At 35.4% G+C, this 24,047-nt stretch carries 20 protein-coding genes; 14 read left to right on the top strand and 6 right to left on the bottom strand.

The window, feature by feature from the left end; all coding sequences use genetic code 11:
• Positions 1 to 88: 88 nt before the first annotated feature.
• The 3 genes from IE051_RS15550 to IE051_RS15540 all read left to right on the top strand — a co-directional run bounded on the left by IE051_RS15550 (position 89) and on the right by IE051_RS15540 (position 5,024).
• Positions 89 to 1,753 carry a M20/M25/M40 family metallo-hydrolase gene (locus IE051_RS15550; protein ID WP_189362330.1) on the top strand — a complete coding sequence of 555 codons (1,665 nt, stop codon included), beginning with the start codon at positions 89 to 91 and terminating at the stop codon, positions 1,751 to 1,753.
• Positions 1,754 to 1,768: 15 nt separating this feature from the next.
• Positions 1,769 to 3,499 (top strand): DUF885 family protein, encoded by a 1,731-nt coding sequence (locus IE051_RS15545; protein WP_189362329.1) that lies wholly within the window; start codon positions 1,769 to 1,771, stop codon positions 3,497 to 3,499.
• A gap of 127 nt (positions 3,500 to 3,626) precedes the next feature.
• Positions 3,627 to 5,024 carry a TIGR00366 family protein gene (locus tag IE051_RS15540; RefSeq protein WP_189362328.1) on the top strand — a complete coding sequence of 466 codons (1,398 nt, stop codon included), beginning with the start codon at positions 3,627 to 3,629 and terminating at the stop codon, positions 5,022 to 5,024.
• 269 nt (positions 5,025 to 5,293) lie between these two features.
• Here IE051_RS15540 and IE051_RS15535 read toward each other — a convergent pair whose 3' ends face one another.
• The 3 genes from IE051_RS15535 to IE051_RS15525 form a co-directional block, all read right to left on the bottom strand.
• Positions 5,294 to 6,445: an FAD synthase family protein gene (locus IE051_RS15535; protein ID WP_189362327.1), complete on the bottom strand. Its 1,152-nt coding sequence runs from the start codon at positions 6,443 to 6,445 to the stop codon at positions 5,294 to 5,296.
• Between the two features lie 69 nt (positions 6,446 to 6,514).
• Positions 6,515 to 7,462 (bottom strand): phosphoribosylaminoimidazolesuccinocarboxamide synthase, encoded by a 948-nt coding sequence (locus tag IE051_RS15530; RefSeq protein WP_189362326.1) that lies wholly within the window; start codon positions 7,460 to 7,462, stop codon positions 6,515 to 6,517.
• A 230-nt stretch (positions 7,463 to 7,692) separates the two neighbouring features.
• Positions 7,693 to 8,646 (bottom strand): PhoH family protein, encoded by a 954-nt coding sequence (locus tag IE051_RS15525; RefSeq protein WP_189362325.1) that lies wholly within the window; start codon positions 8,644 to 8,646, stop codon positions 7,693 to 7,695.
• 245 nt (positions 8,647 to 8,891) lie between these two features.
• Between IE051_RS15525 and IE051_RS15520 the strand changes: the two genes are divergently transcribed.
• From IE051_RS15520 to dnaN, 7 genes are all read left to right on the top strand, one after another.
• Positions 8,892 to 9,788 (top strand): SAM hydrolase/SAM-dependent halogenase family protein, encoded by an 897-nt coding sequence (locus tag IE051_RS15520; RefSeq protein WP_189362324.1) that lies wholly within the window; start codon positions 8,892 to 8,894, stop codon positions 9,786 to 9,788.
• 16 nt (positions 9,789 to 9,804) lie between these two features.
• On the top strand, positions 9,805 to 10,101 hold the full coding sequence (locus IE051_RS15515) for a putative quinol monooxygenase (protein ID WP_189362447.1): 297 nt from the start codon (positions 9,805 to 9,807) through the stop codon (positions 10,099 to 10,101).
• 6 nt (positions 10,102 to 10,107) lie between these two features.
• Positions 10,108 to 10,653 carry an isochorismatase family protein gene (locus IE051_RS15510; protein ID WP_189362323.1) on the top strand — a complete coding sequence of 182 codons (546 nt, stop codon included), beginning with the start codon at positions 10,108 to 10,110 and terminating at the stop codon, positions 10,651 to 10,653.
• A gap of 52 nt (positions 10,654 to 10,705) precedes the next feature.
• Positions 10,706 to 11,425: a gliding motility-associated ABC transporter permease subunit GldF gene (gldF, locus tag IE051_RS15505; protein ID WP_189362322.1), complete on the top strand. Its 720-nt coding sequence runs from the start codon at positions 10,706 to 10,708 to the stop codon at positions 11,423 to 11,425.
• On the top strand, positions 11,422 to 11,907 hold the full coding sequence (locus IE051_RS15500) for a hypothetical protein (protein ID WP_189362321.1): 486 nt from the start codon (positions 11,422 to 11,424) through the stop codon (positions 11,905 to 11,907). Before gldF ends, IE051_RS15500 begins: the two co-directional genes overlap by 4 nt.
• 52 nt (positions 11,908 to 11,959) lie before the next feature.
• On the top strand, positions 11,960 to 13,567 hold the full coding sequence (gldG, locus tag IE051_RS15495) for a gliding motility-associated ABC transporter substrate-binding protein GldG (RefSeq protein ID WP_229796844.1): 1,608 nt from the start codon (positions 11,960 to 11,962) through the stop codon (positions 13,565 to 13,567).
• A 171-nt stretch (positions 13,568 to 13,738) separates the two neighbouring features.
• Positions 13,739 to 14,857: a DNA polymerase III subunit beta gene (gene dnaN / locus IE051_RS15490; protein WP_189362319.1), complete on the top strand. Its 1,119-nt coding sequence runs from the start codon at positions 13,739 to 13,741 to the stop codon at positions 14,855 to 14,857.
• Positions 14,858 to 15,107: 250 nt separating this feature from the next.
• Here the strand turns inward: dnaN and IE051_RS15485 are convergent, their stop codons facing one another.
• Positions 15,108 to 15,446, bottom strand: coding sequence for a DUF4870 domain-containing protein (locus tag IE051_RS15485; protein WP_189362315.1), 339 nt, complete (start codon positions 15,444 to 15,446; stop codon positions 15,108 to 15,110).
• 458 nt (positions 15,447 to 15,904) lie between these two features.
• On the opposite strand from IE051_RS15485, the gene IE051_RS15480 reads away from it, so the two are divergent.
• From IE051_RS15480 to IE051_RS15465, 4 genes are all read left to right on the top strand, one after another.
• Positions 15,905 to 16,951 carry a proline iminopeptidase-family hydrolase gene (locus tag IE051_RS15480; protein WP_189362313.1) on the top strand — a complete coding sequence of 349 codons (1,047 nt, stop codon included), beginning with the start codon at positions 15,905 to 15,907 and terminating at the stop codon, positions 16,949 to 16,951.
• Between the two features lie 382 nt (positions 16,952 to 17,333).
• Positions 17,334 to 18,371: a c-type cytochrome gene (locus IE051_RS15475; protein ID WP_189362311.1), complete on the top strand. Its 1,038-nt coding sequence runs from the start codon at positions 17,334 to 17,336 to the stop codon at positions 18,369 to 18,371.
• A 2-nt stretch (positions 18,372 to 18,373) separates the two neighbouring features.
• Positions 18,374 to 19,054, top strand: a complete 681-nt coding sequence (locus IE051_RS15470; protein ID WP_189362309.1) for a Tat (twin-arginine translocation) pathway signal sequence containing protein — start codon at positions 18,374 to 18,376, stop codon at positions 19,052 to 19,054.
• Positions 19,055 to 19,069: 15 nt separating this feature from the next.
• The gene (locus IE051_RS15465; RefSeq protein ID WP_189362307.1) at positions 19,070 to 19,483 is read left to right on the top strand and encodes a DsrE family protein; all 414 of its coding nucleotides are present in this window, start codon (positions 19,070 to 19,072) and stop codon (positions 19,481 to 19,483) included.
• A 47-nt stretch (positions 19,484 to 19,530) separates the two neighbouring features.
• On the opposite strand, the gene IE051_RS15460 is transcribed toward IE051_RS15465, so the two are convergent.
• Together IE051_RS15460 and IE051_RS15455 are read right to left on the bottom strand one after the other, a co-directional pair.
• Positions 19,531 to 22,944, bottom strand: coding sequence for a tetratricopeptide repeat protein (locus IE051_RS15460; RefSeq protein WP_189362305.1), 3,414 nt, complete (start codon positions 22,942 to 22,944; stop codon positions 19,531 to 19,533).
• Between the two features lie 115 nt (positions 22,945 to 23,059).
• A complete protein-coding gene (locus IE051_RS15455; protein WP_189362303.1) occupies positions 23,060 to 23,905 on the bottom strand; it encodes a universal stress protein in 846 nt (281 codons plus the stop codon).
• Between the last annotated feature and the right edge of the window lie 142 nt (positions 23,906 to 24,047).

Raw genomic sequence — 24,047 nt, 5'->3', positions numbered from 1 at the left:
TAACAAACCATAGTCTTAGGGCCTCGGCTTGCGCTAATTTAAAACATCACTTTAATGCCATTCACTAGTTAGATCTAGAAGTTAAACCATGCATATAAAAAACCGTAATACTGGAATTTCCCTGGTCATACTGATTCTATCGGTATTACTAAGCTATTATACATTAATGCCGCGAAGTATTGTACCGAGCAATGCACCTGAGACTGCGTTTTCGGCTGAAAGAGCTGCCCGCCATATCAAGGCCATGAGTAAAACCATTCACCCCTCGGGAAGTCCAGAAATAAAATTAGTTAAAAACTATGTCACGTCGCAATTAACCGCATTAGGACTGGAATTTCAAATTCAAACAGATTCGGCAAAATCACGTTATGAAGCCAATAAAAACATTGAACTAAACAATATAATTGCTAGAATTAAAGGTACTAAAAAAGGCAAAGCATTATTAGTTTTATCACATTATGATAGTGCCCAATACTCCTACGGTGCTGCTGATGATGCTAGTGGCGTTGCCTCTGTTTTAGAGGCTATTCGGGCGCATTTATCAACTGGAAAAAAGGCCTTAAATGATATTATTATCCTTTTCACTGATGGCGAAGAACAAGGCCTACTAGGTGCCAAACTTTTTGCAAATAAACATCCATGGGCAAAAGAAGTAGGATTTGCCATTAATTTAGAAGCCCGGGGTACAGCAGGACCGAGTTTTACCTTGGTTGAAACAAATAACGGAAATGCCAACATGATGGCACTATATACTAAAGCAGGCTTAAAATACCCGTTAGGGACCTCCCTGTTCTACAGTATTTATAAACGGATGCCTAATGATGGTGATTCAAGTGTTTTAAGAGAAAAGCTAGATATTGATGGCTTTCTTTTTGCTTTTATAGACGAGCATCATAACTACCATCGCCCTAGTGATAATTATGAGCATACAAGTTTGAAATCTGTACAACATCAGGGCTTTTATTTGCTTCCTTTAATAGAAGTCTGTGCTAATACCGATCTCGCCCAAATTAAAACTAAGAATGATGTTGTATTTTTTAACATTCCCGTAATAGGCATGCTTAAATATTCCTACGGTTTAATTTTACCGGCATTGTTTCTATCCATAATTGTTTTCATAGGACTTCTTTTTTACGGGTTTCATTTAAATAAATTGTCTTGGAAAGCCATTGGCATAGGATTTCTGGTATTTTTATTGGGGCTATTACTCTCGGGTGGTATTGGATACCTAGGTGTAAAACTCTTTCCTGATTTAAATGCCTCCCGGTTTCCGCTTTATGGACACCTGTATACATTGGCTTTTGTTCTTATCTGCATGGCCATATACATGCAACTTCTAGCCTTCGGTTGTCGGTTTGAAGCAAAGCAAACTAGTTACCTTGTTGCTCCTTTACTGTTTTGGATTTTATTAAACATCCCTATTGCCCTATATTTAAAAGGCGCCGCTTATTTTATCATACCTGTTTTCTGTGCTTTAATTAGTTTGTTACTCATGATCAAAACAAATAAACCAACACTACTTAGTACAACCGTATTGGCTGTACCAATGCTTGTTATTTTAGCCCCCATGATAAAATTCTTGCCGCTTGCTATTGGTCCGCGTTTAATCCTGTCATCTACACTGCTTATCACTTTGATAATGGGTCTATTAACAAGTGTATTGACCCAGTATGCTTATAAGCGCAAAATGTCGTTGGCATTACTTGTATTGGGTTTAGCGGTCCTATGTTATATTAAAATAATCAGCTCATAATTAAAAATGATAAAGATGAAAACAGTATTACACTTCATAATTACGATTTGCTTCCTTGTAATTAGTGCTGAAAAATCCAATGCACAGAAACCCTCAAATAATCAAAAACCTATTAGTGAGCTGTTTCAATTAGCAAATACATATCAACAAGATTATAATAGTTTATCTCGGTTTTATGTTATTCAAAATTCTCCTGAAAAAAGAAAGCGATTTGAAACACTCTCCAAAGACTATATTTCAAAACTTGATGCGCTTCAATTTGATCAATTATCGAGAGATGGCAAAGTGGATTATATATTAATTAAGCAACACCTTGTAATTAAATTATTTGAGCTCAGTACGGAACAAAAAGAATACGATTTACTCTATAAATGGATAGGTTTTGGGGAACCACTCTATGAGCTTGAAAAGCAAAGAAGACGAGGAAAACAAATGGATTGGGTAAAAGTTGCTGGTCAACTAAATAGCATAACAGATACTTTACACAGGCATTCAGAAACCCTAAAAGCCGGTAATATTACGTTTTCAAAAGCTTTGACAAAAAGAGCCGTAGGCATTATTTCAGGACAAAAAATGGCATTAAAAAGGGTCTATGAGTTTTATAATAATTATGATCCTCAATTCACATGGTGGGTTGAAACGCCCTATAAAACCTTGAACAATGCCTTGGAAGATTATGCAGAGCTCATAAAATCTAAGGTTGACTATAGTACAATGCCAAAAGATGATGGCAGCGGCATACGAGGAAATCCAATAGGAAAGACAGAAATTCTCAGGCGTCTTAAAAATGAAATGATTCCCTATACGCCTGAAGAACTGGTTGAAATAGCCATGAAAGAGTTTGCTTGGTGTGAAACAGAACTATTAAAAGCCTCTAATGATATGGGCTTTGGCGACCACTGGAAAGATGCTCAGGAAAAAATAAAACAATCCTATGTGCCAGTAGGTCAGCAACCCGCAGCCATGTACAAGCTTTACAATGAATCTGTAACCTTTCTAAAATCAAAGGATCTCCTTACAATACCAACTATTGCTGAGGAAACTTGGCGGATGACTATGCTTTCACCCAAACGTCAATTAATTGCACCATTTTTCTTAGGCGGTGAAGAACTTCAAATTGCCTATCCAACAAATAGTATGAGCCATGAAGACAAATTAATGAGTTTGAGAGGTAATAACCCACATTTTGCAAGGGCAGTATTGCACCATGAACTCATAGCTGGTCATCATTTACAGCAATTTATGAACAAAAGATACAAGGCGTATCGATTTTATAACACGCCTTTTTGGGGTGAAGGATGGGCTTTATATTGGGAAATGATTCTATGGGATGAAGGCTTCGCGCAGTCACCTGAAGACCGTATAGGTATGTTATTTTGGAGAATGCACCGTTGCGCACGCATTATCTTTTCGCTTAACTACCATTTAGGAGCTTGGACCCCACAGCAATGTATTGACTATTTAGTGGACAAGGTTGGTCATGAACGCGCCACCGCTGAAGGCGAAGTAAGACGTTCTTTTACCGGTAATTACGGCCCATTATACCAAATAGCTTATATGATAGGTGCTCTGCAATTTTATAAGCTAAAAACAGAATTGGTAGATAGTGGTAAAATGACCTACAAAACATTTCATGATACCATCTTACATGAAAATAATATGCCCGTGGAAATGGTTAGGGCTTTACTTATGGACATACCATTGGATAAAAATTTTGAAAGCTCCTGGAAATTCTATAAAAAATAGGCACCTTTTGGTGTCATTTTTAAATTATAACTTAGCTTATCTACTTAAACCATTTACCTAAAGGGAAATTGATGGCGCAAGCGTATAAATACATTTGCGAAATATAATGGGGATTTAAACGTAAATTATGATTGATAAACTAGGAGAAAAACTCACGCATCTGTTTTTAAAATATATGCCCAACGCATTTGTATTTGCAATGCTCTTAACGTTGATAACTGCCCTTACTGCTTTCCTTTGGATTGGCGCTACCCCTTTAAAAATAATAACGGCATGGTATGATGGTTTTTTTGATTTATTAGCATTTGCTATGCAAGTTGTGCTTATCATTATTACAGGATTTAGCATTGCCCTATCCCCTATTATAAAAAAAGGTATAGATGCGTTTACCAAGTATATACATACGCCAAAACAGGTCAACATCTTCGTGATTATTATAGGCTCATTATTGACCCTTGTAAGTTTTGGATGGGTGGTTATTACCTGCGTACTAGCAAGAGCTTTAGCTTTACGTGTCAAGGGGATAAACTATCCCTATTTAATTGGCTGTGTTTACATATCTTGTGGTATTTGGGTGGCTGGATTTTCAAGTTCAATTCCCTTGCTCCTCAACACGGAAGGTAATTTTTTGATTCAATCAGGGGTACTCACACATGTTATTCCAACGGCATATACCTTGGGGTCCACCCTAAATATTACAATGATTATAACCCTACTCATTGCCACACCACTGCTATTAGTGCTTCTGCGACCAAAGCATGCCCAAAATAAAGAAATAACAGATTTAATGATTGCTAAACAAGCCGCAAAAACCCCAACCATAAAAGAAGAGGCTTTAAGTTTAAAATTACCTTTTAAATCCTATTCTGACATTATAAACAACAGTCATGTACTGCCTTTAATTCTTGTCATAATGGGCTTGACGTATATCTTTTATCATTTTAAAACAAAAGGCTTTGATTTGAATTTCAATATCATGATTTTCATATTCATAATTGCAGGGGTCTTACTGCATAGAACCCCGATGCGCTATGTGATATCAATGAAAAAGGCAAGCAGCAATATATCAGGTATTTTATTTCAGTACCCGTTCTACGAAGGTATTATGGGCATAATGATATATACGGGACTGGGTGAAAAACTAGGACAAATATTAGCCGCCCAAGCTAGTGTAAATACCTATCCGTTTTTTGCTTATATCACTGGAGCATTTGTCAATTTTGCCATACCTTCTGCTGGTGGTGAATTTGCTGTGGTTGGGCCGAGTATTATTAACGCGGTTAAAGAAATAGGGAATGGTTTACCCAATGAAACTGTTACCGCCATGATTTCTAGAGCCTCAATGTCTGTAGCCTATGGTGAAAGTTTAAGTAACTTATTACAACCGTTCTATTTATTACTAGTCTTACCCGTCATGGCGGCTGGTATAAAAATACAAGCCCGTGACATTATGGGCTATTTAGTACTCCCCTTTAGCTTACTTTTTATATTACAAGCACTTTTAGTGTCGTTCTGCCCGTTATAAAAAAATCTAAACAAAAAGGTCGTGGCAATAGGCGCTGACCGTGGGTAGCCTTATGACTTAACAATTAACAAGATAAATAAATCGCATTCAAATATCTAAGTAATTCTCAGTCTAAACTATTAAAAAATCTAATCCCCAGAACCTATTCAGATAAAACACATGACCATGTTAATTCTTTTAATGCCAACAAAACTTATATAAAAAACAAAAAAGACCTTGCTGCAAAGCAAGGTCTTTTATACTATTTTGTCATTCGAGCCGTATGGTACTTAAAACGTTTCCTTTCTTCTAATTTTAATACGCATGGCGCCTTCTACAGGTTTATCGGACACCAAAATTAAGTAACCTCCTCCGCCTGCACCTGCTAATTTCCATGCTAAGACGTCGTCTTTATATTTAGCAATTTCATTATGAATCCTATCATTAACCATGGCTGGAAACATCTTGGTTTGCGCATGAAACGATTTCAAAAAACTCTCAGCAAATTTTTGTAGGTCCTTATTTTTAATGGCTTCCCAGACCTCATCAGCAGCATGGGCAAGTGCCTTTACATTATTTTCATTGATATGGGTCTCTTTCAAAAGATGCAAACCTGGTTCTCTTGGCCATAACAAGCGCATATAAATATGATCTTCTAACCATGAAAGCACTGATTCATTATGGATGGATTCAAAATCAATTGGCCAATAGGCGTTATCATATTTATGCCGCACCAAACCTGGCATACAAATGCCAATAGCATCTTGCGCGCCAGAAATCATGGTTGATCCCGGATCGTTTTCATACTTAAACAAGATTTCTGCCAACTTTTTAGGCTTGTCCAATGGTAAATAATATGGCCATATTTTTTTTGCCGCATTTCGAGTAGATGTAGACATACCACATCTTTCATTATACTCAATAATAGGCTCTAAAGATAAGGTGATGGCCCAACCTGTGCCATATTTTGATACATATGGTTGATCTATCCATGTCCCGGCTAAATCAATTCTATAAGGTAATGCGCAATTTCCTGCCGACCGAATAGCCGTTGTTGAACGTTCTGGTAACCCTTTTTCCGGTATCCTTTCCAATAGTTTTAATTCAATACCCAAACTGTCACAGAGCTCTCGTTTTTCAGGAGTAAAACCATCTTCATTAACAATAAAATAGTCGGGTTTTAACTTAACAAGATCCTCTTTAAAATCTAAAATACCTGAACCGGAATTTACAAAGGCCTCGTTTACGTATCTAATGGCATTAATCATATAAATACGCTCTTGCTCAGAATTTATAGTTTGTCTGCCCTTTAATTCTGCAACAGTAGCATCAGACCCAATCCCGACATACAATTCTCCAAACGTCGCAGCTTCTTTAAAAAATGCAATATGCCCACTATGTAACATATCAAAACAACCTGAAACAAAAACCTTTTTAGACATTATTATCTTAATATTATTATTTATAAAACACCAATTCCTTTAAGGTATTTATTAAAGTTTGATATTCACCTACTTCAAATAAGCTAAAACATTAGTTTCAATACGTTCTTGAATATTACTCACATCTGCCTTAACAAAGGTTTCTCCTGTAATGTTTTCATAAAGTTCAATATAGCGTGCGCTAACACTTTCAATGTATTCATCACTCATAACGGGTACAGTTTGCCCTTCTAAACCTTGAAAGTTATTGGCTATTAACCACTGGCGCACAAACTCCTTACTAAGTTGTTTTTGCGTTTCTCCTTTGTCTTGGCGTTCTTGGTAGCCATCAGCATAAAAATAACGTGAAGAATCAGGGGTATGAATTTCATCAATTAGAACAATTTGACCGTCTTTAGTTTTTCCAAATTCATATTTTGTATCGACTAAAATAAGACCTCTTGATGCTGCTATTTCAGTACCACGCTGGAATAATTTACGGGTATAATCTTCTAAAACTATATAATCAGCTTCACTAACAATACCTTTTGCTAAAATGTCCTCACGTGAAATATCCTCGTCATGGTCACCCATTTCGGCCTTTGTGGCTGGTGTAATTATAGGCTCTGGAAAAGCATCATTCTCCTTCATACCCTCTGGCATTGGCACACCGCAAAGCATACGCTTACCTGCCTTGTACTCCCGAGCCGCATGACCAGACATATAGCCACGAATCACCATTTCTACCTTAAAAGGTTCACATAAATGCCCTACAGCCACATTAGGGTCTGGAGTTGCGGTTAACCAATTGGGTACTAAATCTTCAGTAGCTGCCATCATTTTAGTGGCAATCTGATTTAATATTTGCCCCTTGTATGGGATGCCTTTGGGCATGACAACATCAAATGCTGAAAGCCTATCGGTGGCTACCATGACCAGTTCTTCATCATTGATATTATAAACAGCTCTAACTTTACCCTTGTATAAGCTTTTTTGACCTGGGAATTTAAAATTGGTATCTGTTATTGTATTACTCATGGTTTGATTCTTTTTATGAGTTGCTAGGTTTTACTTGTTGTTAGATCATTTCATGGCGACTTAAAACGCCTAAGACGCTTCTTATCTAGGTTTTGCCCAGTAAAGGCTTGGCAAAATTAATCCTTTTTCACCATTCTTAGCATCTGGCATAAAAATTTTATAGCTTAATCTCCACATAGCAGGGTATCCATTTATAGGACGCTGACGTTGTATTAATAACCTAGCAAACCTTAATCTGTATTTTCGATACTCTTATAAGCTGCAATCACTTTTTTAACCAATTTGTGACGTATCACATCCTTATCATCTAGAAATATCATGCCTACACCGTCCACATTCTTTAAAATAAGTAAGGCCTCCTTTAAGCCAGAAATGGTGCGTCGCGGTAAATCAATTTGCCCAGGATCTCCTGTTAAGAGAAATTTTGCATTTTTACCCATACGCGTTAAAAACATTTTCATCTGTGCGTGTGTGGTGTTTTGACCTTCATCAAGAATAACAAAAGCGTTATCGAGTGTTCGGCCACGCATAAACGCCAGAGGCGCTATTTGGATGGTGCCTTTTTCGATAAAACTGGCTAGTTTTTCTGGTGCTATCATATCACGTAACGCATCATAAAGAGGCTGCATATACGGATCTAATTTTTCTTTTAAATCACCTGGTAAAAATCCAAGGTTCTCTCCTGCCTCCACCGCTGGACGCGTTAATATAATACGTTTAACCTCTTTGTTTTTCAGTGCTTGTACGGCAAGAGCCACCCCTGTATAGGTTTTACCGGTCCCTGCAGGTCCAATAGCAAAAACCATATCATTTTTACGCATGAGCTCAACCATTTTTCGTTGGTTGGCGGTCTGTGCTTTGATAAGCTTCCCGCCTACACCGTGAACTATAACTTCACCGCTAGATTTTGAAGTTGTGTAATCATCACTACTTTGACTAGTTAACACACGTTCTATAACATTTTCATCTAGTTTATTATACTTACCAAAATGCTTTAGCAGCATAGTAATGCGTCTATCAAACTCATCCAGCAACTCTTCATCGCCAAATGCTTTAATTTTATTACCACGTGCTACAATTTTTAATTTAGGAAAGTACTTTTTAAGAAGTTCTATGTTGACGTTTTGGGGGCCAAAAAATTCTTTTGGAGAGATCTCTTCAAGTTCTAAAATAATTTCGTTCAAAGGCGTAAATTTAGATTAATAGCTTGTATCTGATTTCTAAAATTAATAGCACATCAGATCAAATAGTATTTTTGTTCTATTCCGTATTTTGTATTTTTAAAAATAAGCGAAACTAAACCATATTTTTCATTCAAATTTCCAAAACGAAAACAAAAATTATGTAGGTTTGTAGCTTATTGTTCTTAAACTCAAAAATACATAAATTTGAGTGATGTAACCTTAAAAACATATCAACAATTTTGCCTATGGCAATCATAACATTAACAACTGATTTTGGGGAAAAAGACCACTTTGCTGGTGCTACTAAAGGCGCCATTTATAGTGAACTACCTGATGTGAAAATTGTTGATATCTCACATTCTGTATCGCCATTTAACATTCCAGAGGCTGCATATATCATTCAAAATGGATACAGCAGTTTCCCAAAGGGTACGATTCATATTATTGGAATTGATGCAGAAATACATGCTGAGAATAAGCATATTGCGCTTAAACTTGATGATCATTATTTTATTTGTGCCAATAATGGTATTATGAGTATGATTTGTTCTGAAATTGCGCCAGAAAAAATTGTTGAAATTAATATTCATGAAAAGATACAAACCAGTTTTCCGGTATTGGATGTCTTTGTAAAAGTAGCTTGTCATATTGCTCGTGGTGGTACCCTGGATGTGATTGGTAAAAATATTACTGAGATTAAACCCATCAAGAATATGGTGCCTTTTGTCAATGAAGATAAAACCCAGATTATTGGTAACGTAATTTATATTGACAATTATGGCAATGTGGTTACGAATATTAAGCGTAGCTTTTTTGAAACCATTCAAAAAGGACGCGCTTTTGAAATATCAGCACGAAATTATACGTTCAAGCGCATACGTGAAAAATACAGTGATATTGTAAATTTTGATATCCCCGAACATAAAAGGCATGATGAAGGCCGCAAACTGGTAGTCTTTAACTCCGGAAACTTTCTAGAAATAGCGGTATATAAAAGCAATAGCAATACAGTAGGCAGTGCTTCTACCCTTTTAGGTCTTGGGATTATGGATGCCGTAAGCATTAAGTTTATTCCTAATCCGGTTGTCCCTAAAAGTATAGATATACCGGCTAACGTGCATAAAATATCTGATTTTGAATAAGCTTTTGGGTCCCCATATGTTTGTTAGAATTGTAAAAATGGGGTTTCATGAAGAACATATAAACCGGTTCTTAAGCAATTTTGATGCTGTAAAAACATCCATTAGAGCCTTTGAAGGGTGTCAATTTCTAGAACTCTACCGTGACAAAACCGATCCTTCCATATTTTTCACTTATAGCTACTGGAAAACAGAACAAGACTTGGAGACCTATAGAAAGTCAAATTTGTTTAAAAATGTTTGGGCCGATACCAAACCCCTTTTTAACAGACCAGCCGAAGCTTGGAGTGTAGACAAATTAGAATCATTAGAATAGCCGTTTATGAATAAAAAAGCCTTGCTTATCATAGACATGCAGAATGGCTCTTTTACAGCTAAAACACCTCGTTATGATACCGAAGGCGTTGTAAGCCGAATCAATGCGCTAGCTAGACGATTTAGACATTTACAAGACCCCGTGATTTTTATTCAACATGATGGTTCTGGAACTGATGAATTTATCCCTGGTACTAAAACTTGGGCCTTACTTGATAGTCTAGAGACTTACGCTAGTGATTTGTGTATTAACAAGTATGCCAATGACGTGTTTTACAATTCTAATCTCAAACCAATATTAGACACATTAGGGCTAGATACTCTTTATATTACGGGCTGCGCAACCGACTTTTGTGTGGCCGCAACCATCCAATCGGCTATCACTAAAGATTATAACCTTACGATTGTAGCGGATGGTCATACTACTGGAGAACGCCCTAATTTAAATGCCAAGCAGGTCATTGATCATTATAATTGGGTCTGGAAAAATATGATTCCCACAAAGGGACAGGTCACTGTGAAAGATTTTAAGGGCATCATGCAATCTTTATAAAAATATTAATGATAAAAATTTTACCTTTAGCCCAAATCAAAAAAACAAGTTAATGCTTGCCATTTTAAGAAAAGAAATAAGTACGTTTTTTGCATCACCCATAGGTTATTTAGTCATTGCCATTTTTTTAGTTTTGAATGGGCTGTTTCTTTGGCTCTTTAAAGGTGAGTTTAATATCATGAATTATGGCTTTGCCGATTTATCATCCTTCTTTTTGCTAGCACCTTGGATACTAATTTTCCTGATTCCGGCGGTGACTATGCGCAGTTTTTCAGATGAAAAGAAACAAGGTACCCTAGAGTTATTATTAACCAAACCTGTATCACATTTCAATATAGTTTTAGGCAAATATTTTGGTGCTTTTGTGCTCATATTAATCGCATTAGTGCCAACCTTACTTTATGTCTATACGGTTTATCAATTGGGTAGCCCTGTTGGCAATTTAGATATGGCTAGCACTTTAGGCTCCTATTTTGGGCTTTTATTTTTGGTTGCGGCATATACGGCCATCGGCGTATTTGCCTCCACGCTATCTGATAATCAAATTGTCGCATTTATAAGCGCTGTATTTATTTGTTTTATTTTTTATATTGGTTTTGAAGGCATAGCAGATTTTATGGCTAGTAGTTTGATAGACCAATTGGGTATGAGTACGCATTTTAAAAGCATGAGCCGAGGTGTTCTTGATACTCGTGATATCATCTATTTTTTGAGTCTGACCGTATTCTTTTTAATGCTAACCAAATTAAATTTGAATCCCGCTAAAAAATGATATTAACCCCCACGTTTATTATTTTAATTAGTGTCGTATTTGTGCTGGTATGGCGGTTTGTAAAAACCATTGACAATCGCAAATGGCTAACCCTACTTGTAAGTTTAGCATTAACGCCCATTGCCTACTTTTATGTTTTATATCCCATGATTAATATCTTTAGTAGCTACCATCATGAAAAATATTTCAACGCAGAAGCTTGGAAAGAAACCCCGGAACTGCGCTTTGAAATGTTAAACAATATAGTAAACGATAGTACATTTATTGGAAAACAAAAAAACGACGTGGAATCGCTATTAGGACAAGCGGAATGGTATGGTTGGGATGATAATATCAAGGAAAATTCAAAAGATAAATGGAACTATAACTTGGGTTATAAACCAGGGGCTTTAAATACCTTTCAAGAATGCATTGAACTAGAATTTCAAAATAATACCGTAGTATCTTTAAGAACCTATCAATTAGAAAAGACTTTTGAATAATATTATAAAAAACATAGTACTACTTATTCTTGCTGTAATAGCCATAAATTTTATGAGCAGCAAAGTGTATAAACGCTTTGATTTAACGGCCGATTCTCGCTACACCTTAAGTCAATCTGCCATAGCGCTTATTGAAGATGTAGATTCGCCAATTGTGATTGATGTCTTTTTAGAGGGCGAAGATTTTCCTTCAGAATTTAGAAGGCTACAAAACGAAACCAGACAGCTCCTCGAAGAGTTTGCAGCCAAGAATCAAAACATATTCTTCAACTTTATTAACCCTCTTGCTAATGATGCGAACCGCGATCAAGTGATTCAACAACTCACCCAGCGCGGATTAACACCTATGCAATTGAGTGTGACCGAAAGCGGAAAATCATCTAAAGCTGTTATTTTCCCTTGGGCGCTGGCCAGTTACAATGAGCAAACGGTAATTATCCCTTTAGTAAAAAATAAAATTGGCGCCACACAACAAGAATTAGTCAGCAATTCGGTACAACATTTAGAATATGCTTTTGCTGATGGATTTAGTAAATTAACAAAGCCCAAACGCCGTAAGATTGCTATTTTAAAAGGCAATAAACAATTAGAAGACAAATACATTGCTGACTTTGTAAAAAAACTTGGCGAATATTATTATATAGCCCCCTTTACGTTAGATAGCGTAAGTCAAAGTCCTCAAAAAACACTAGAAGGCATCAATGCTTTTGATTTAATTATTTCAGCTAAACCCACCGAAGCCTTCACAGAGGAAGAGAAATTGGTATTGGACCAATACACCATGAATGGCGGTAAAAGTCTATGGCTTGTTGATGCCATAGCAATGGAAAAAGATAGTTTATACAATGATAGAGGCTCCAATGTAGGTATACCTAGAGATTTAAACCTTACAGATTTCTTTTTTAAATATGGCGTGCGTATTAATCCTGTTATGGTGAGCACCTTATTTTCTGCACCTATAACATTGGCCATGGGTGAAGGCAGTCAGTCTCAATTCCAACATCTAAAGTGGACGTATTCACCACTAGCGGGTTCGAGTAGCAACCATCCCATTGTGAATAATATCAATTTGGTTAAGTTTGATTTTGCAAATCAAATAGATACGCTTAAAAACGGTATTAAAAAGACCATCTTACTAGAATCTGCGCCATTAACAAAATTAGAAGGTACGCCACGTGAAGTAAGCCTAGATGTTGTGACTAAAGAGCAAGATCCAAAACTATTTAATCAGGGCAATCAAACCTTAGCCGTCTTATTGGAAGGTGAATTTAGCTCCGCATATAGCAATCGAATTAAACCTTTTGAAGTCGCTAATGTGAAGGACCAAAGCGCTTCTACAAAAATGATTATTATTGCCGATGGCGATGTGATAAAAAACGACCTGATTAGAAATGCGCCTCAAGAATTGGGCTTTGATAGATGGACTGGTCAAACCTATGGAAACAAAGAATTTTTGCTCAATGCCGTGAATTATTTATTGGATGACAATGGACTTATAAACATTCGATCAAAGGAAATAGCTGTTGCATTCTTAGATCAGCAAAAAATAACTGCTCAAAAAACAAAATGGCAGCTTATAAACATCCTATTACCACTGGTATTATTGGCTGTTTTTGGATTTGGCTTCAACTACATTAGAAAGAAAAAATACACCTCCTAAATGTTAATAAGTTTGTTTCCAAATATAGACTGTTTGGAATATATTTGTAAGACGTAGAAAGACATTTTTAACTCAGCGCATTAGATGAAACATTTAGAACTAAATAACATGATGTATTTAGAATATTATCTAAATGTAGCATGTGACTTCTAAAAAAACATATTCCAACACATGAAATTTATAGTATCAAGTACGTATTTACTTAAACAATTACAGGTTTTAGGTGGTGTTATTAACAATTCAAACACCCTACCTATTTTAGATAATTTCTTATTTGAATTAGACCATGATAAGCTTATTATTTCTGCCAGTGATTTAGAAACTACAATGGCTTCTACCCTAGATGTAGAAAGTGAAAGTGAAGGCAGTGTTGCCATTCCTGCGCGCTTGTTATTAGATACCTTAAAGACCTTTCCTGAGCAACCTTTAACCTTTGTTGTTGAAGAAAACAATACGGTAGAAATTAGTTCTAATCATGGTAAATATGCCTTGGCCTATGCTGATGGTAATGAATTTCCAAAGGCCGTAGCTCTGGAAGATCCAAGTAAAACAGTAATTACAGGAGACATATTAGCCACAGCCATTAGTAAAACTATTTTTGCCGCAGGTAATGATGATTTACGACCTGTAATGAGTGGTGTGTTTTTTCAATTTTCTACCGAAGGTTTAACTTTTGTAGCTACCGATGCACACAAATTAGTGAAATATACACGTGAAGATGTTAAAGCGAGTCAGGTGGCTGAATTTATTATGCCTAAAAAACCTTTAAATCTATTAAAAGGTATTCTAGGTGGTAGTGAGGAAGATGTCACGATAGAATACAATGATAGTAATGCCAAGTTCACCTTTGAAAATTCAGAATTAATTTGCCGTTTAATCGATGGAAAATACCCTAATTATGAAGCGGTTATTCCAAAAGAAAATCCTAACAAACTGGCCATTAATAGAAATCAGTTTTTAAACTCTGTGCGTCGTGTTAGTATTTTCTCTAACAAGACTACGCACCAAATACGATTAAAAATTGCAGGTGCTGAACTTAATATTTCTGCTGAAGATATTGATTACAGCAACAAAGCTGAAGAACGTTTAACCTGTGACTATCAAGGCGATGACATGCAAATTGGGTTTAACTCTCGTTTTTTAACTGAGATGTTAACCAACTTAAGTTCTGATGATGTTCAATTAGAAATGAGCATGCCCAATAGAGCAGGTATTTTAACACCAGTAGATGGCCTTAATGAAGGTGAACAAGTGACTATGCTTGTAATGCCAGTGATGTTAAACAACTAAGACATTTCTTAAAAATAAGAATTTAAAGATATAAAAAAAGCAACCTTAAGAGGTTGCTTTTTTTGCTTCTAATTATAGTTTTGGAATCAGAAATAATTAAAATTTACCTATTTCGATAGTAAATCAATTCAAGAAAACCAATTTAGGCATAATCTGTATCTGTTTAACCTAAAACAGCTTTTAGAACTAGGCCTAAAAAAACACCCATTAAAAAGTGGGTGTTTTTGCTTACCTTTTTGTATTTCACATTTTAACTAATAAAATTAAAAGATAATGGGTATGAGGGTGCCTCACCTCTGCTTGCTTTTATTGCATTGACAATAGGAAAAATAACGCCAACAATCCCTAATACGGCAAATCCTAACAGGCCTAAACCGAAAAATAAAATTAAGGGTACGCAAATAATACAGTATACAATAAGACTCAGTTGAAAATTAACTATATTTTTTCCGTGTGCATCCATTTGATACACTTTATCCTTTTGTGTAAGCCACAATATTAAAGGCACTATTAAACTTCCAAACCCTATAACTAAGGTTATTAATTGACTTAAATGCGTAATGACTAATAATTGGTTATCTTCTTTCATTGGTTCTAATTTTTTTAATCCATCATAACCCAAACTTTAAAATTTTTAAATGCAAGGCGCATATTGAGTTTAAAGTACGCTATAATGGTGATTGTTATTGATTGATGTACATAAATATGACGCATTTAAACCAAAAATGTTACATCATGAGACCAGCTTTTTCTAAAAACAGCTTTAAACGTCATAAACAGCCATAAACCTTTAAATGTATTGGATTATACCTTTATTCAAAACAAGAGAATCGCGCTTAGCTTGAGAGACATATTATAGCATACTGATTAATCCTCTAAAAAAATTAATTATCTTTAAATGCACTGCTTTTCAAGCATCCGCTTCATAGGCACCATAAATTCTATTAATTTATGAATACTGTATCCGAGACAACATGTAAAAAATCACCAACAAAAATTTGATGAATTGCTGAGAAGTAAATACCATGAATTAAAAAATTACAAACCATGAAAACTTTAATTTCTTTCTTTTGTTTAATACTCCTGTTAGCCTGTAAAAAGGACATTGCGCAAAAAACTGTTGAAAATAATGACTCAACATCATATTTAGATTATTCTAATAAAGATGACCAGTTTACTGGCGGTATTAAAATGATTCCCATAAAAACATCAAAAGGAACATTTAAAGTGTGGACCAAGCGTATGGGCAATAATCCAACCAAACGGGTATTACTCTTACACGGTGGCCCAGGAGGTACTCATGAAGAATTTCTCTGTTTTGATGGTTACTTGCCAAACGAACATATAGAATACATCTACTACGACCAATTGGACTCATATTACAGCGACAAACCAAACGATTCCTCCTTATGGACCACTGAACATTTTGTAGAGGAAGTTGAACAGGTCCGTGTGGCTTTAGGATTAAATAAGGAAAACTTTTACTTATACGGCCAATCTTGGGGAGGCATTTTAGCAATGGAATATGCCTTCAAATATCAAGACAACCTAAAAGGCCTAATCATTTCAAACATGATGGCGAGCGCTCCGGCGTACGGCAAGTATGCCAATGAAGTATTAGGACCTAAAATGGATCCTGCGATATTTAAAGAAATAATGCATTTGGAAGCTAAGGAAGATTTTGATAATCCACGTTATAGTGAGTTACTAATGAACCATTATTATACCGAGCACATTCTTAGAATGCCACTTGATCAATGGCCCGAAGCAATCCATAGATTATTCAATCATATGAATCCCAACATTTATATTTATATGCAAGGTTATAGTGAATTTGGGATAACAAAAAATGCAACCTTAAAAAATTGGGATGTAACCTCTGTTCTTAAAACAATAGAAGTGCCTACTTTAGTCATAGGCGCTACGCACGATACTATGGACCCTGAGCATATGAAATGGATGTCCGAAGAAGTGAAAAACGGACAATTTTTATTATGCCCTAATGGGAGTCACCTAGCTCAGTATGATGATCAAAAAGTGTTTTTTAAAGGACTAATAGATTTTATAAATGCTGTTGATACCGATAGTTTCTAATACATACATGATTTTTTATAAGAGGAATGCTCAACAATACAATGTGCTATAGCTTCTGGACTAAACAATAACTTTTTACTTTTAGATGAATTTATATCTTCATTTGAAGCCATTTTCCTCATACTAAAGGTCCACAATAAAGAAGCCATTGCCTAGTGTGAAGTAATTAAACCAAAATCTCTAATTCATCTCGCCTACTGAAAAAAATAGTTGATTTATTTTTTGTATCTTATGTGGTCAAAAAAGTAATTCTTCCTAAAAATAGCAAGGTCGACTCTATATTACATATAGATTGCCTGACGTTTATCCCAAAATCTCTGTGAATTATCAGTATTGAAGGCCTACTCATCATTATAGTGTTATGCCTTAATAATATAATACGATGAGTTCTAAAGAACCAAATTATTTGAAAAAGATATTAAAACTTGTATTGATATACTTTGGTTCCATTCTACTTTTAGGTTTCTTGGCTTTACTCTGTTGTTTTGATGTCATCCCCCTTGATTTCCTGAATTCAAAAAAATCCCCCTCCCCTTTATATGATATGGATTATGATATCGCCCAACTAAGTCCTTCAGAAGAAAATGATTTGCTTATCTACGGATTTGAGTTATTTAAAGAAACCCCAAAATATATTGGTCCTGATAATGGAAATCCAGATATGGCATTCCAAGGCAATAGATTAGCCTGTAAAAATTGCCATCTCAATTATGGCACAAAGCCCTATTCTGCGCCGTTAATTGGCATTATTCAAAGATTCCCACAATTTCGTGGTAGGGAAAACAAAATAGGAACCATTCAAGAACGTATTAATGGCTGTATGGAACGCAGCATGAATGGTAAAGTACTACCAGTTTCAGGAAAAGAAATGCAAGCCATTGTAGCTTATTTACAATGGATTAGTAGGTTTGCGCCTGCGGATGGTAAATTAAAAGGTACTGGTTTCCTTAAAATTAAAATTCCAAACCGACCTATTAATCTTGCCAATGGGAAACAAGTTTTTAAAAAACATTGTGTTTTATGTCATAACACCGATGGACAAGGTTCTAAACCTGCTAACGGATTTACCTATGATTACCCACCACTTTGGGGAGATGATTCATACAACAATGGCGCAGGCATGACACGAGTTATCACTGCCGCTCAATTTATAAAAGGTAATATGCCTTTTGGCACAACCTATGACGCGCCGGTACTCACGGATGAAGAAGCCTATGATGTTGCAGGATATATAAATATGCAAAACAGACCAATTAAACCAAACACGGAAAACGATTTTCCAGACATAAAGAAAAAACCGGTATCAACACCATACCCCCCATATGCCGACAGTTTTTCTATTGAACAACATAAAAAAGGCCCTTTCCAACCCATAATAGCGTATTACAAATCAAAATTTAACATCAACAAAACAAAGTAATTATGAAAACAAACAGCAGCAATTCGAGACGACAATTTTTAGGAGCTTTAGCCATGGGGGCTACTGCCAGTACACTTTCTGTACTTACTAATCCTATTTATGCAGATGTTCCAACACTAGACACTCATAAAATGAGCGCAGCAGAAGATTGGTTTGACAAAATTAAGGGAAAACATCGTATAGTTTATGACGGTTCTACACCACATGCTGGTTTTCCTGTAACATGGAACTGGGCATTTTATTTAAGTAATAATAGCACCGGGACTCCAGATGAAGACATGACGGCCATGACCGTATTACGCCATAAGGCCATTCCTTTATCATTTGCAACAAGCTTATGGGAAAAGTATCCTATTGGGGAAGTCTTTGAAATCAATGATAATTCTACAGGAAAAGCGTCATTACGAAACCCTTATTACGAACCTCAACCTGGTGATTTTCCGCTACCTCCTATTCAAGGTATCAAGGAAATGATGGGCCGAGGGGCTATGTTTTGTGTTTGCGATTTAGCAACAAAGGTATACAGCAATGCTGTTGCTGAAAAAATGAAACTAGATCCAAAAGAAGTTTATAAAGAATGGGTAGCAGCTGTACTTCCGGGCATTCAAGTTGTTCCTTCAGGTGTTTGGGCCTTGGGTCGCGCTCAAGAGCATGGCTGTGGATATATTTATGCCGGCGAATAATTTAAATAAAAAGTTATGAAAACACGTATATATTTCCTTTTAGCATTTCTGATGGTAGCATCAAGTTATGCCCAAGAACATCCCGTTAAAATTGTATTTGATGTAACAAGCAGTGATAATGCACTTCACAAAACTGCTGTTAGACATGTCAAAGCCATGTCTAATGCTTATCCCAATTCTGAGTTTGAAGTGGTCATGTACAGTGGCGCTATGGAAATGGTTCTAAAAGACAAATCAGTTGTGGCGAAAGAAATAGAAGCCCTTGTAAAAAAGGACAATGTAACCTTTGTCATTTGTGAAGGGACCATGAAACGCCATAAGGTTACAGCATCAAACCTTATTGAAGGTGTAAAAAGTGTACCTGATGGTATTCTAGAAATTGTTTCAAAACAAAATGAAGGCTGGGGGTACATTAAAGAAACACCATAAGACCAAACTAGTAATCAGATAATAGAATTCTTTTTATTATCTGCTTATTATTTCTCGCTCATATTAACAACTTTATTCCAATCATCAGGCACCCCAGATATTGTGTATTCTGCAGCTTTCTTGATAAAATATTTAGCTACGTCATCATGTGGGTTTCCTAGAACGACTTGATCAAATATAGCAGATGCTTTTGGGAATTCTTTATTAAAGAAATGTTTTAATCCTTTTTCAAATGTTTTTAAGGTTTTTGTTTTTAATAAAATCACATCATCTGCGTCGCCATCAAAACACTCATAAATAGCCACCGCATGGTGCTTTCCTTTTGCCATGACCTTTCCTAAAAACCTAAAATTATAATCCGCTTTATTCGAAATTGTATCCATGCTATTTCCACTAAGCATAATATTTGCCCCATAATACTTGGTAATACCTTCCATTCTAGAGGCTGTGTTAACAGTATCAGCAATTATAGCTGTATCATTTCTATAGGTATCACCAATGATTCCCATCACTAAATCCCCAGTATGAATACCCATACCTACAGAAATTGGATTATACCCCTCTTGCTTACGTTTTATATTATAATCTGCAATAACCTTTTGCATATCAATACAAGCTTGAAGTGCTAATCCAGCCTGCTCAGGAAATAGCGCCATTATACCATCTCCCATATATTGATTCACGAACCCTAAATGTTTTTTAATTAACGGTCCTACCCTTCCAACATACGCATTAACAAATTTAAAATTTTGTTCGGGAGTCATGGACTCCGCTAGTGAGGTATAATCTCTAATATCTGTAAAGACCACAGTAACTTCCTTTGCCATATGATCACCTAAAAGTGCTTCCGTTACTGTTTCTCGGCCAACAGACTTTAAAAATTCAGATGGGACAAATCTACTTGTAGCCTGATGAATACCATGAAGATTTAAATGCGTTTTTATCCTACTTAAGAGTTCATTTTTTGAGAATGGTTTTATTAAATAATCATTGGCGCCCACATTAAATCCTGCTACCAAATCGCTCACTCTGTTTTTTGCTGTTAATAAAACCACAGGCAATTCACTAGCTGTATACGTTTTTCTTAACGTCTCACAAACCGCATATCCAGAAAGCTGAGGCATCATTATATCCAACAACACCAACTCAAAATTGCCCTGTTCAATACACTGTAAAGCTTGCTTTCCATTACTTACCGCCATAACGGTGTAACCGGCATAGGTTAAATGATTCTCTAAAACACGCCTATTAACAGGCTCATCATCTACTATAAGAATCCTTTTTTGACGACCACCATTAGAGCCTATAATATGGTCATGTTCAATACTATCATCATCAGTTCTATGAACACTTTGTATTGTTTCATTAACTGGCTCTAACATATCAAAACCACGCTTTTTATGGCTAATAGGCAAGGTGAAGCTAAACGTTGATCCCTTTTCAATTTCTGAATCTACAGTAATTGTTCCCCCGTGAAGTTCGACAAGTTGCTTGGTTACAGATAAGCCCAAACCTGTGCCTCCATACGCTCTATCTGTACCGCCATCTAACTGCTCGAAAGCATTAAAAATAGTACCAAATTCATCCCCAGGAATACCAATACCGGTATCAGTTATAGAAACTTGCAACATTGATCCTATTTGTTTACTATGCAATTCTACGGTGCCTTCCTCCGTGAATTTAATAGCATTACCAATGAGATTATATAATATTTGCTGCAGTCTATTCTCATCAGCATCCACCAGTACCACATCTTTTGGAATACTATTTAATAAGTTGAGTTTTTTTCCCTTTGCCAAAGTACTTGACACTTTTAAAACCAAATTAGTTAGGACATAGATATCTATGGGGCTCCTTGAGAGGGTTAAATCCTTATGCTTCAATTTGGAAAAATCTAACAAATCATTAACTAAAGTAGTGAGTCTTTTTCCACTGCTCACAATCATGTCCAAATTTTCCAAGGCTTGTTTAGATAATTTGCCTGCTGAACCATCCTTAATAGATTCTGAAAGGCCGATAATTCCATTTAATGGAGTCCGCAATTCGTGGGATGTATTAGCTAAAAACTCATCTTTAAGTTTATCAATTTTCTCGAGTTCAATGACACGTTGTTTTTCAAGTTCTGTTTTTCTTTGCTCTTCCCTTATTTGTAAACTTTTCTCCTTATCTGCTACCTTAATTTTCTGAATGGTTTTATACCTGTGAAATACTAAAAAAGAAACTAATATAGTAGCAATAGCAATGGCCAACATTATATTTCTAAAAGTGGTTTCCTCCTTGATTTTTAGCTCTTTAATTTGTGCTTCGTTCTCAAGTGCAACAATCTCATTTTCCCTTTTTTCGGAATTAAACCTTTCCTGTAATTCTTGAATTTGTTTAGACTTGGTTTTATCATAAAGACTATCCTTAACAGTAATTAATTTTTTACTAAACGCTAAGGCACGGGCGTAATCCTCTTTATTGGCATACATTTGAGAAAGCAAATTGTAATTATCCTTCATTATTTCTTTATTACCCATTTGCTCTGAAATCTTTAGAGATTTCATTAAAAATTCTTCAGCTTGTCTAAACTCATCAAGTTTTAAATGATTTTTACCAAGCTCAAAATAACTCATGGCTAATTCATTCTTTTGATTGAGTCCCTCTCTTATTTTGAGTGCCTTGTAGTGATAGTCCAGTGCTTTGTTATAATTCTGTTTATAACTGCACACCTTACCAAGAGATTCATAGTCATAAGCCATTCCCCATTTACTATCTAAGGCGGTATCAAAAGCCAATGCTTTATTAAAAAAAATTAAAGCTTTCTCATAATCCTTAAGGCGCAAATAGGTATCACCTATATTATAATTACAATTTCCTAATTCCGTTTTGTCTCCTAATAGCTCAAAAATATCTATTGCTCGATTATAATATGGCAATGCCTCCTCTATTCTACCCGTTTTTTTTAAGGTTTCGCCTAAGGCATTTAGTGTAGTAGCTTCACCAAAAACATCACCCACATCCTCATAAATCTTCACAATGTCATAGTATATTTCAAGGCTCTGATCTAATCGTCCAATATCATCTAGAATAACAGCCTTTTGGTATAATCCGTTGGCCATTTCCTTTTTATCATTTCTATTGCTTGCATGCGTGATATAGGCTTCAAAGTACCCCAGTGCTTCATCATAATTCCCTCTCTGTCGTTCTAATACGCCGTACTGGTATTTTGCAGTATACTGTAACCCTTTAATATTTTTACTAACAGCAAAACGAAATAAACTATCTATATATAATTGAGCAATGCTATCGTTAGATCTATTGTTTAAATATTCCCATGACAAATTTTTTAAAGCAGCCCCCTTCAAAGAATCATTAGGAGCAATGTTATATGCATGTTTTAAACTATCTAATTTGGCAGTTTGACAAAAAAAGATATTGCACGTAAATGTTAAAAAGAATATACAGTATATGTATTTCATTTTAAATCAGAAGGTTTCATTGGTTGTTGAATGCTAAAGTTAAGCGTAAAAATTTAACTTTAAAAATCTACATCCATACGGGGCTACAATTGAAAACCGGAAAGAATCTAAAAATTTAAATGCTCTGACTATGCATCACTAAAAAAGGAATATCTATTTTAAAAGCAAAGGTTTCTACCAAATGTCTGGTAAATAAACGCTCTATAAAAGAATGTTTTTTACTCATCATGGCTAACAATTTGACATCATTATTTTTTAAATAATGTTGAACGGCATAAAAAATATCCTGAGCATTAGAATCGATAAAATCATGCGTTGCATCAGTAAAATGAGTTTCAAAAAATATTTTATTTCTACTTTGATTTTGAGCTAGATGATGTTCATCAGCAACATGGAGTATTTTTAATTTGGCATGGTATTTATCCATGCATTCTTTTAAAGGTTCTAATTCCTGTAAATTGAACAGTGGTAAATTGTTTGTAGTAAAGGCAATGGTATTTAAATCTGTATGCTTGCAATTATCAGGTATTACCAATACGGGAGCAGTACAGCGTTGAATAACCCGTACTGTGTTACTACCAAATAATGTCTTAGCTAAACCCGAGGCGCCTTTAGTCCCCATTATTATCAAATCAATCTGTTTACTTATTGTAATCTGATTTATAGCATCAATGAAATTATCATAATCTACAATGGAATAAAACTCAAAGTTTTCATAGGGATAGTTTGTTTCAATATTTAAAATAATATTTTCAATTGATTTTTTGGCAGCATTAATAATCGTTTTATAAATCGTGGCTGATGAGTTTACAGCCATCATATCATCTGAAATAAAAGAGGATGCTTTTTGAACGTTCAGTAAATAAAACTTACAAGCATCACCCTTAAATAAATCAATGGCAAAGTGTATGGCATTCAAGGAATTTTTAGAAAAATCTGTTGGTAATAGAATATTTTTCATGCTAAGTCAAGATTGATAATCTAGTAAATATATTAGCATAAGCTGTAAATTACTATGACAAAAATCAGTTATAGAAGATCTTGAAATTTGTATTAATAATCCTTCCTAAAATGTTCGTATATTCGCTATGCTATTAAATCTC

Origin of the sequence: Algibacter mikhailovii (assembly GCF_014651495.1) — a bacterium.
GTDB classification, from domain to species: Bacteria; Bacteroidota; Bacteroidia; order Flavobacteriales; family Flavobacteriaceae; genus Algibacter_E; species Algibacter_E mikhailovii.
Note: the sequence above shows the minus strand (reverse complement) of the source record. Positions and strands in the feature narration are given on the sequence as shown.

Bases quoted from the DNA above. Each gene is read 5' to 3' on its own strand.
- IE051_RS15530 (WP_189362326.1), bottom strand. From the start codon at position 7,462: ATGAGTAATACAATAACAGATACCAATTTTAAATTCCCAGGTCAAAAA.
- IE051_RS15515 (WP_189362447.1), top strand. From the start codon at position 9,805: ATGTTTGTTAGAATTGTAAAAATGGGGTTTCATGAAGAACATATAAAC.
- dnaN (WP_189362319.1), top strand. From the start codon at position 13,739: ATGAAATTTATAGTATCAAGTACGTATTTACTTAAACAATTACAGGTT.
- gldG (WP_229796844.1), top strand. From the start codon at position 11,960: ATGAGCAGCAAAGTGTATAAACGCTTTGATTTAACGGCCGATTCTCGC.
- gldF (WP_189362322.1), top strand. From the start codon at position 10,706: ATGCTTGCCATTTTAAGAAAAGAAATAAGTACGTTTTTTGCATCACCC.
- IE051_RS15520 (WP_189362324.1), top strand. From the start codon at position 8,892: ATGGCAATCATAACATTAACAACTGATTTTGGGGAAAAAGACCACTTT.
- IE051_RS15535 (WP_189362327.1), bottom strand. From the start codon at position 6,445: ATGTCTAAAAAGGTTTTTGTTTCAGGTTGTTTTGATATGTTACATAGT.
- IE051_RS15475 (WP_189362311.1), top strand. From the start codon at position 17,334: ATGAGTTCTAAAGAACCAAATTATTTGAAAAAGATATTAAAACTTGTA.
- IE051_RS15480 (WP_189362313.1), top strand. From the start codon at position 15,905: ATGAAAACTTTAATTTCTTTCTTTTGTTTAATACTCCTGTTAGCCTGT.
- IE051_RS15510 (WP_189362323.1), top strand. From the start codon at position 10,108: ATGAATAAAAAAGCCTTGCTTATCATAGACATGCAGAATGGCTCTTTT.
- IE051_RS15460 (WP_189362305.1), bottom strand. From the start codon at position 22,944: ATGAAATACATATACTGTATATTCTTTTTAACATTTACGTGCAATATC.
- IE051_RS15455 (WP_189362303.1), bottom strand. From the start codon at position 23,905: ATGAAAAATATTCTATTACCAACAGATTTTTCTAAAAATTCCTTGAAT.
- IE051_RS15470 (WP_189362309.1), top strand. From the start codon at position 18,374: ATGAAAACAAACAGCAGCAATTCGAGACGACAATTTTTAGGAGCTTTA.
- IE051_RS15465 (WP_189362307.1), top strand. From the start codon at position 19,070: ATGAAAACACGTATATATTTCCTTTTAGCATTTCTGATGGTAGCATCA.
- IE051_RS15545 (WP_189362329.1), top strand. From the start codon at position 1,769: ATGAAAACAGTATTACACTTCATAATTACGATTTGCTTCCTTGTAATT.
- IE051_RS15550 (WP_189362330.1), top strand. From the start codon at position 89: ATGCATATAAAAAACCGTAATACTGGAATTTCCCTGGTCATACTGATT.
- IE051_RS15485 (WP_189362315.1), bottom strand. From the start codon at position 15,446: ATGAAAGAAGATAACCAATTATTAGTCATTACGCATTTAAGTCAATTA.
- IE051_RS15540 (WP_189362328.1), top strand. From the start codon at position 3,627: ATGATTGATAAACTAGGAGAAAAACTCACGCATCTGTTTTTAAAATAT.
- IE051_RS15500 (WP_189362321.1), top strand. From the start codon at position 11,422: ATGATATTAACCCCCACGTTTATTATTTTAATTAGTGTCGTATTTGTG.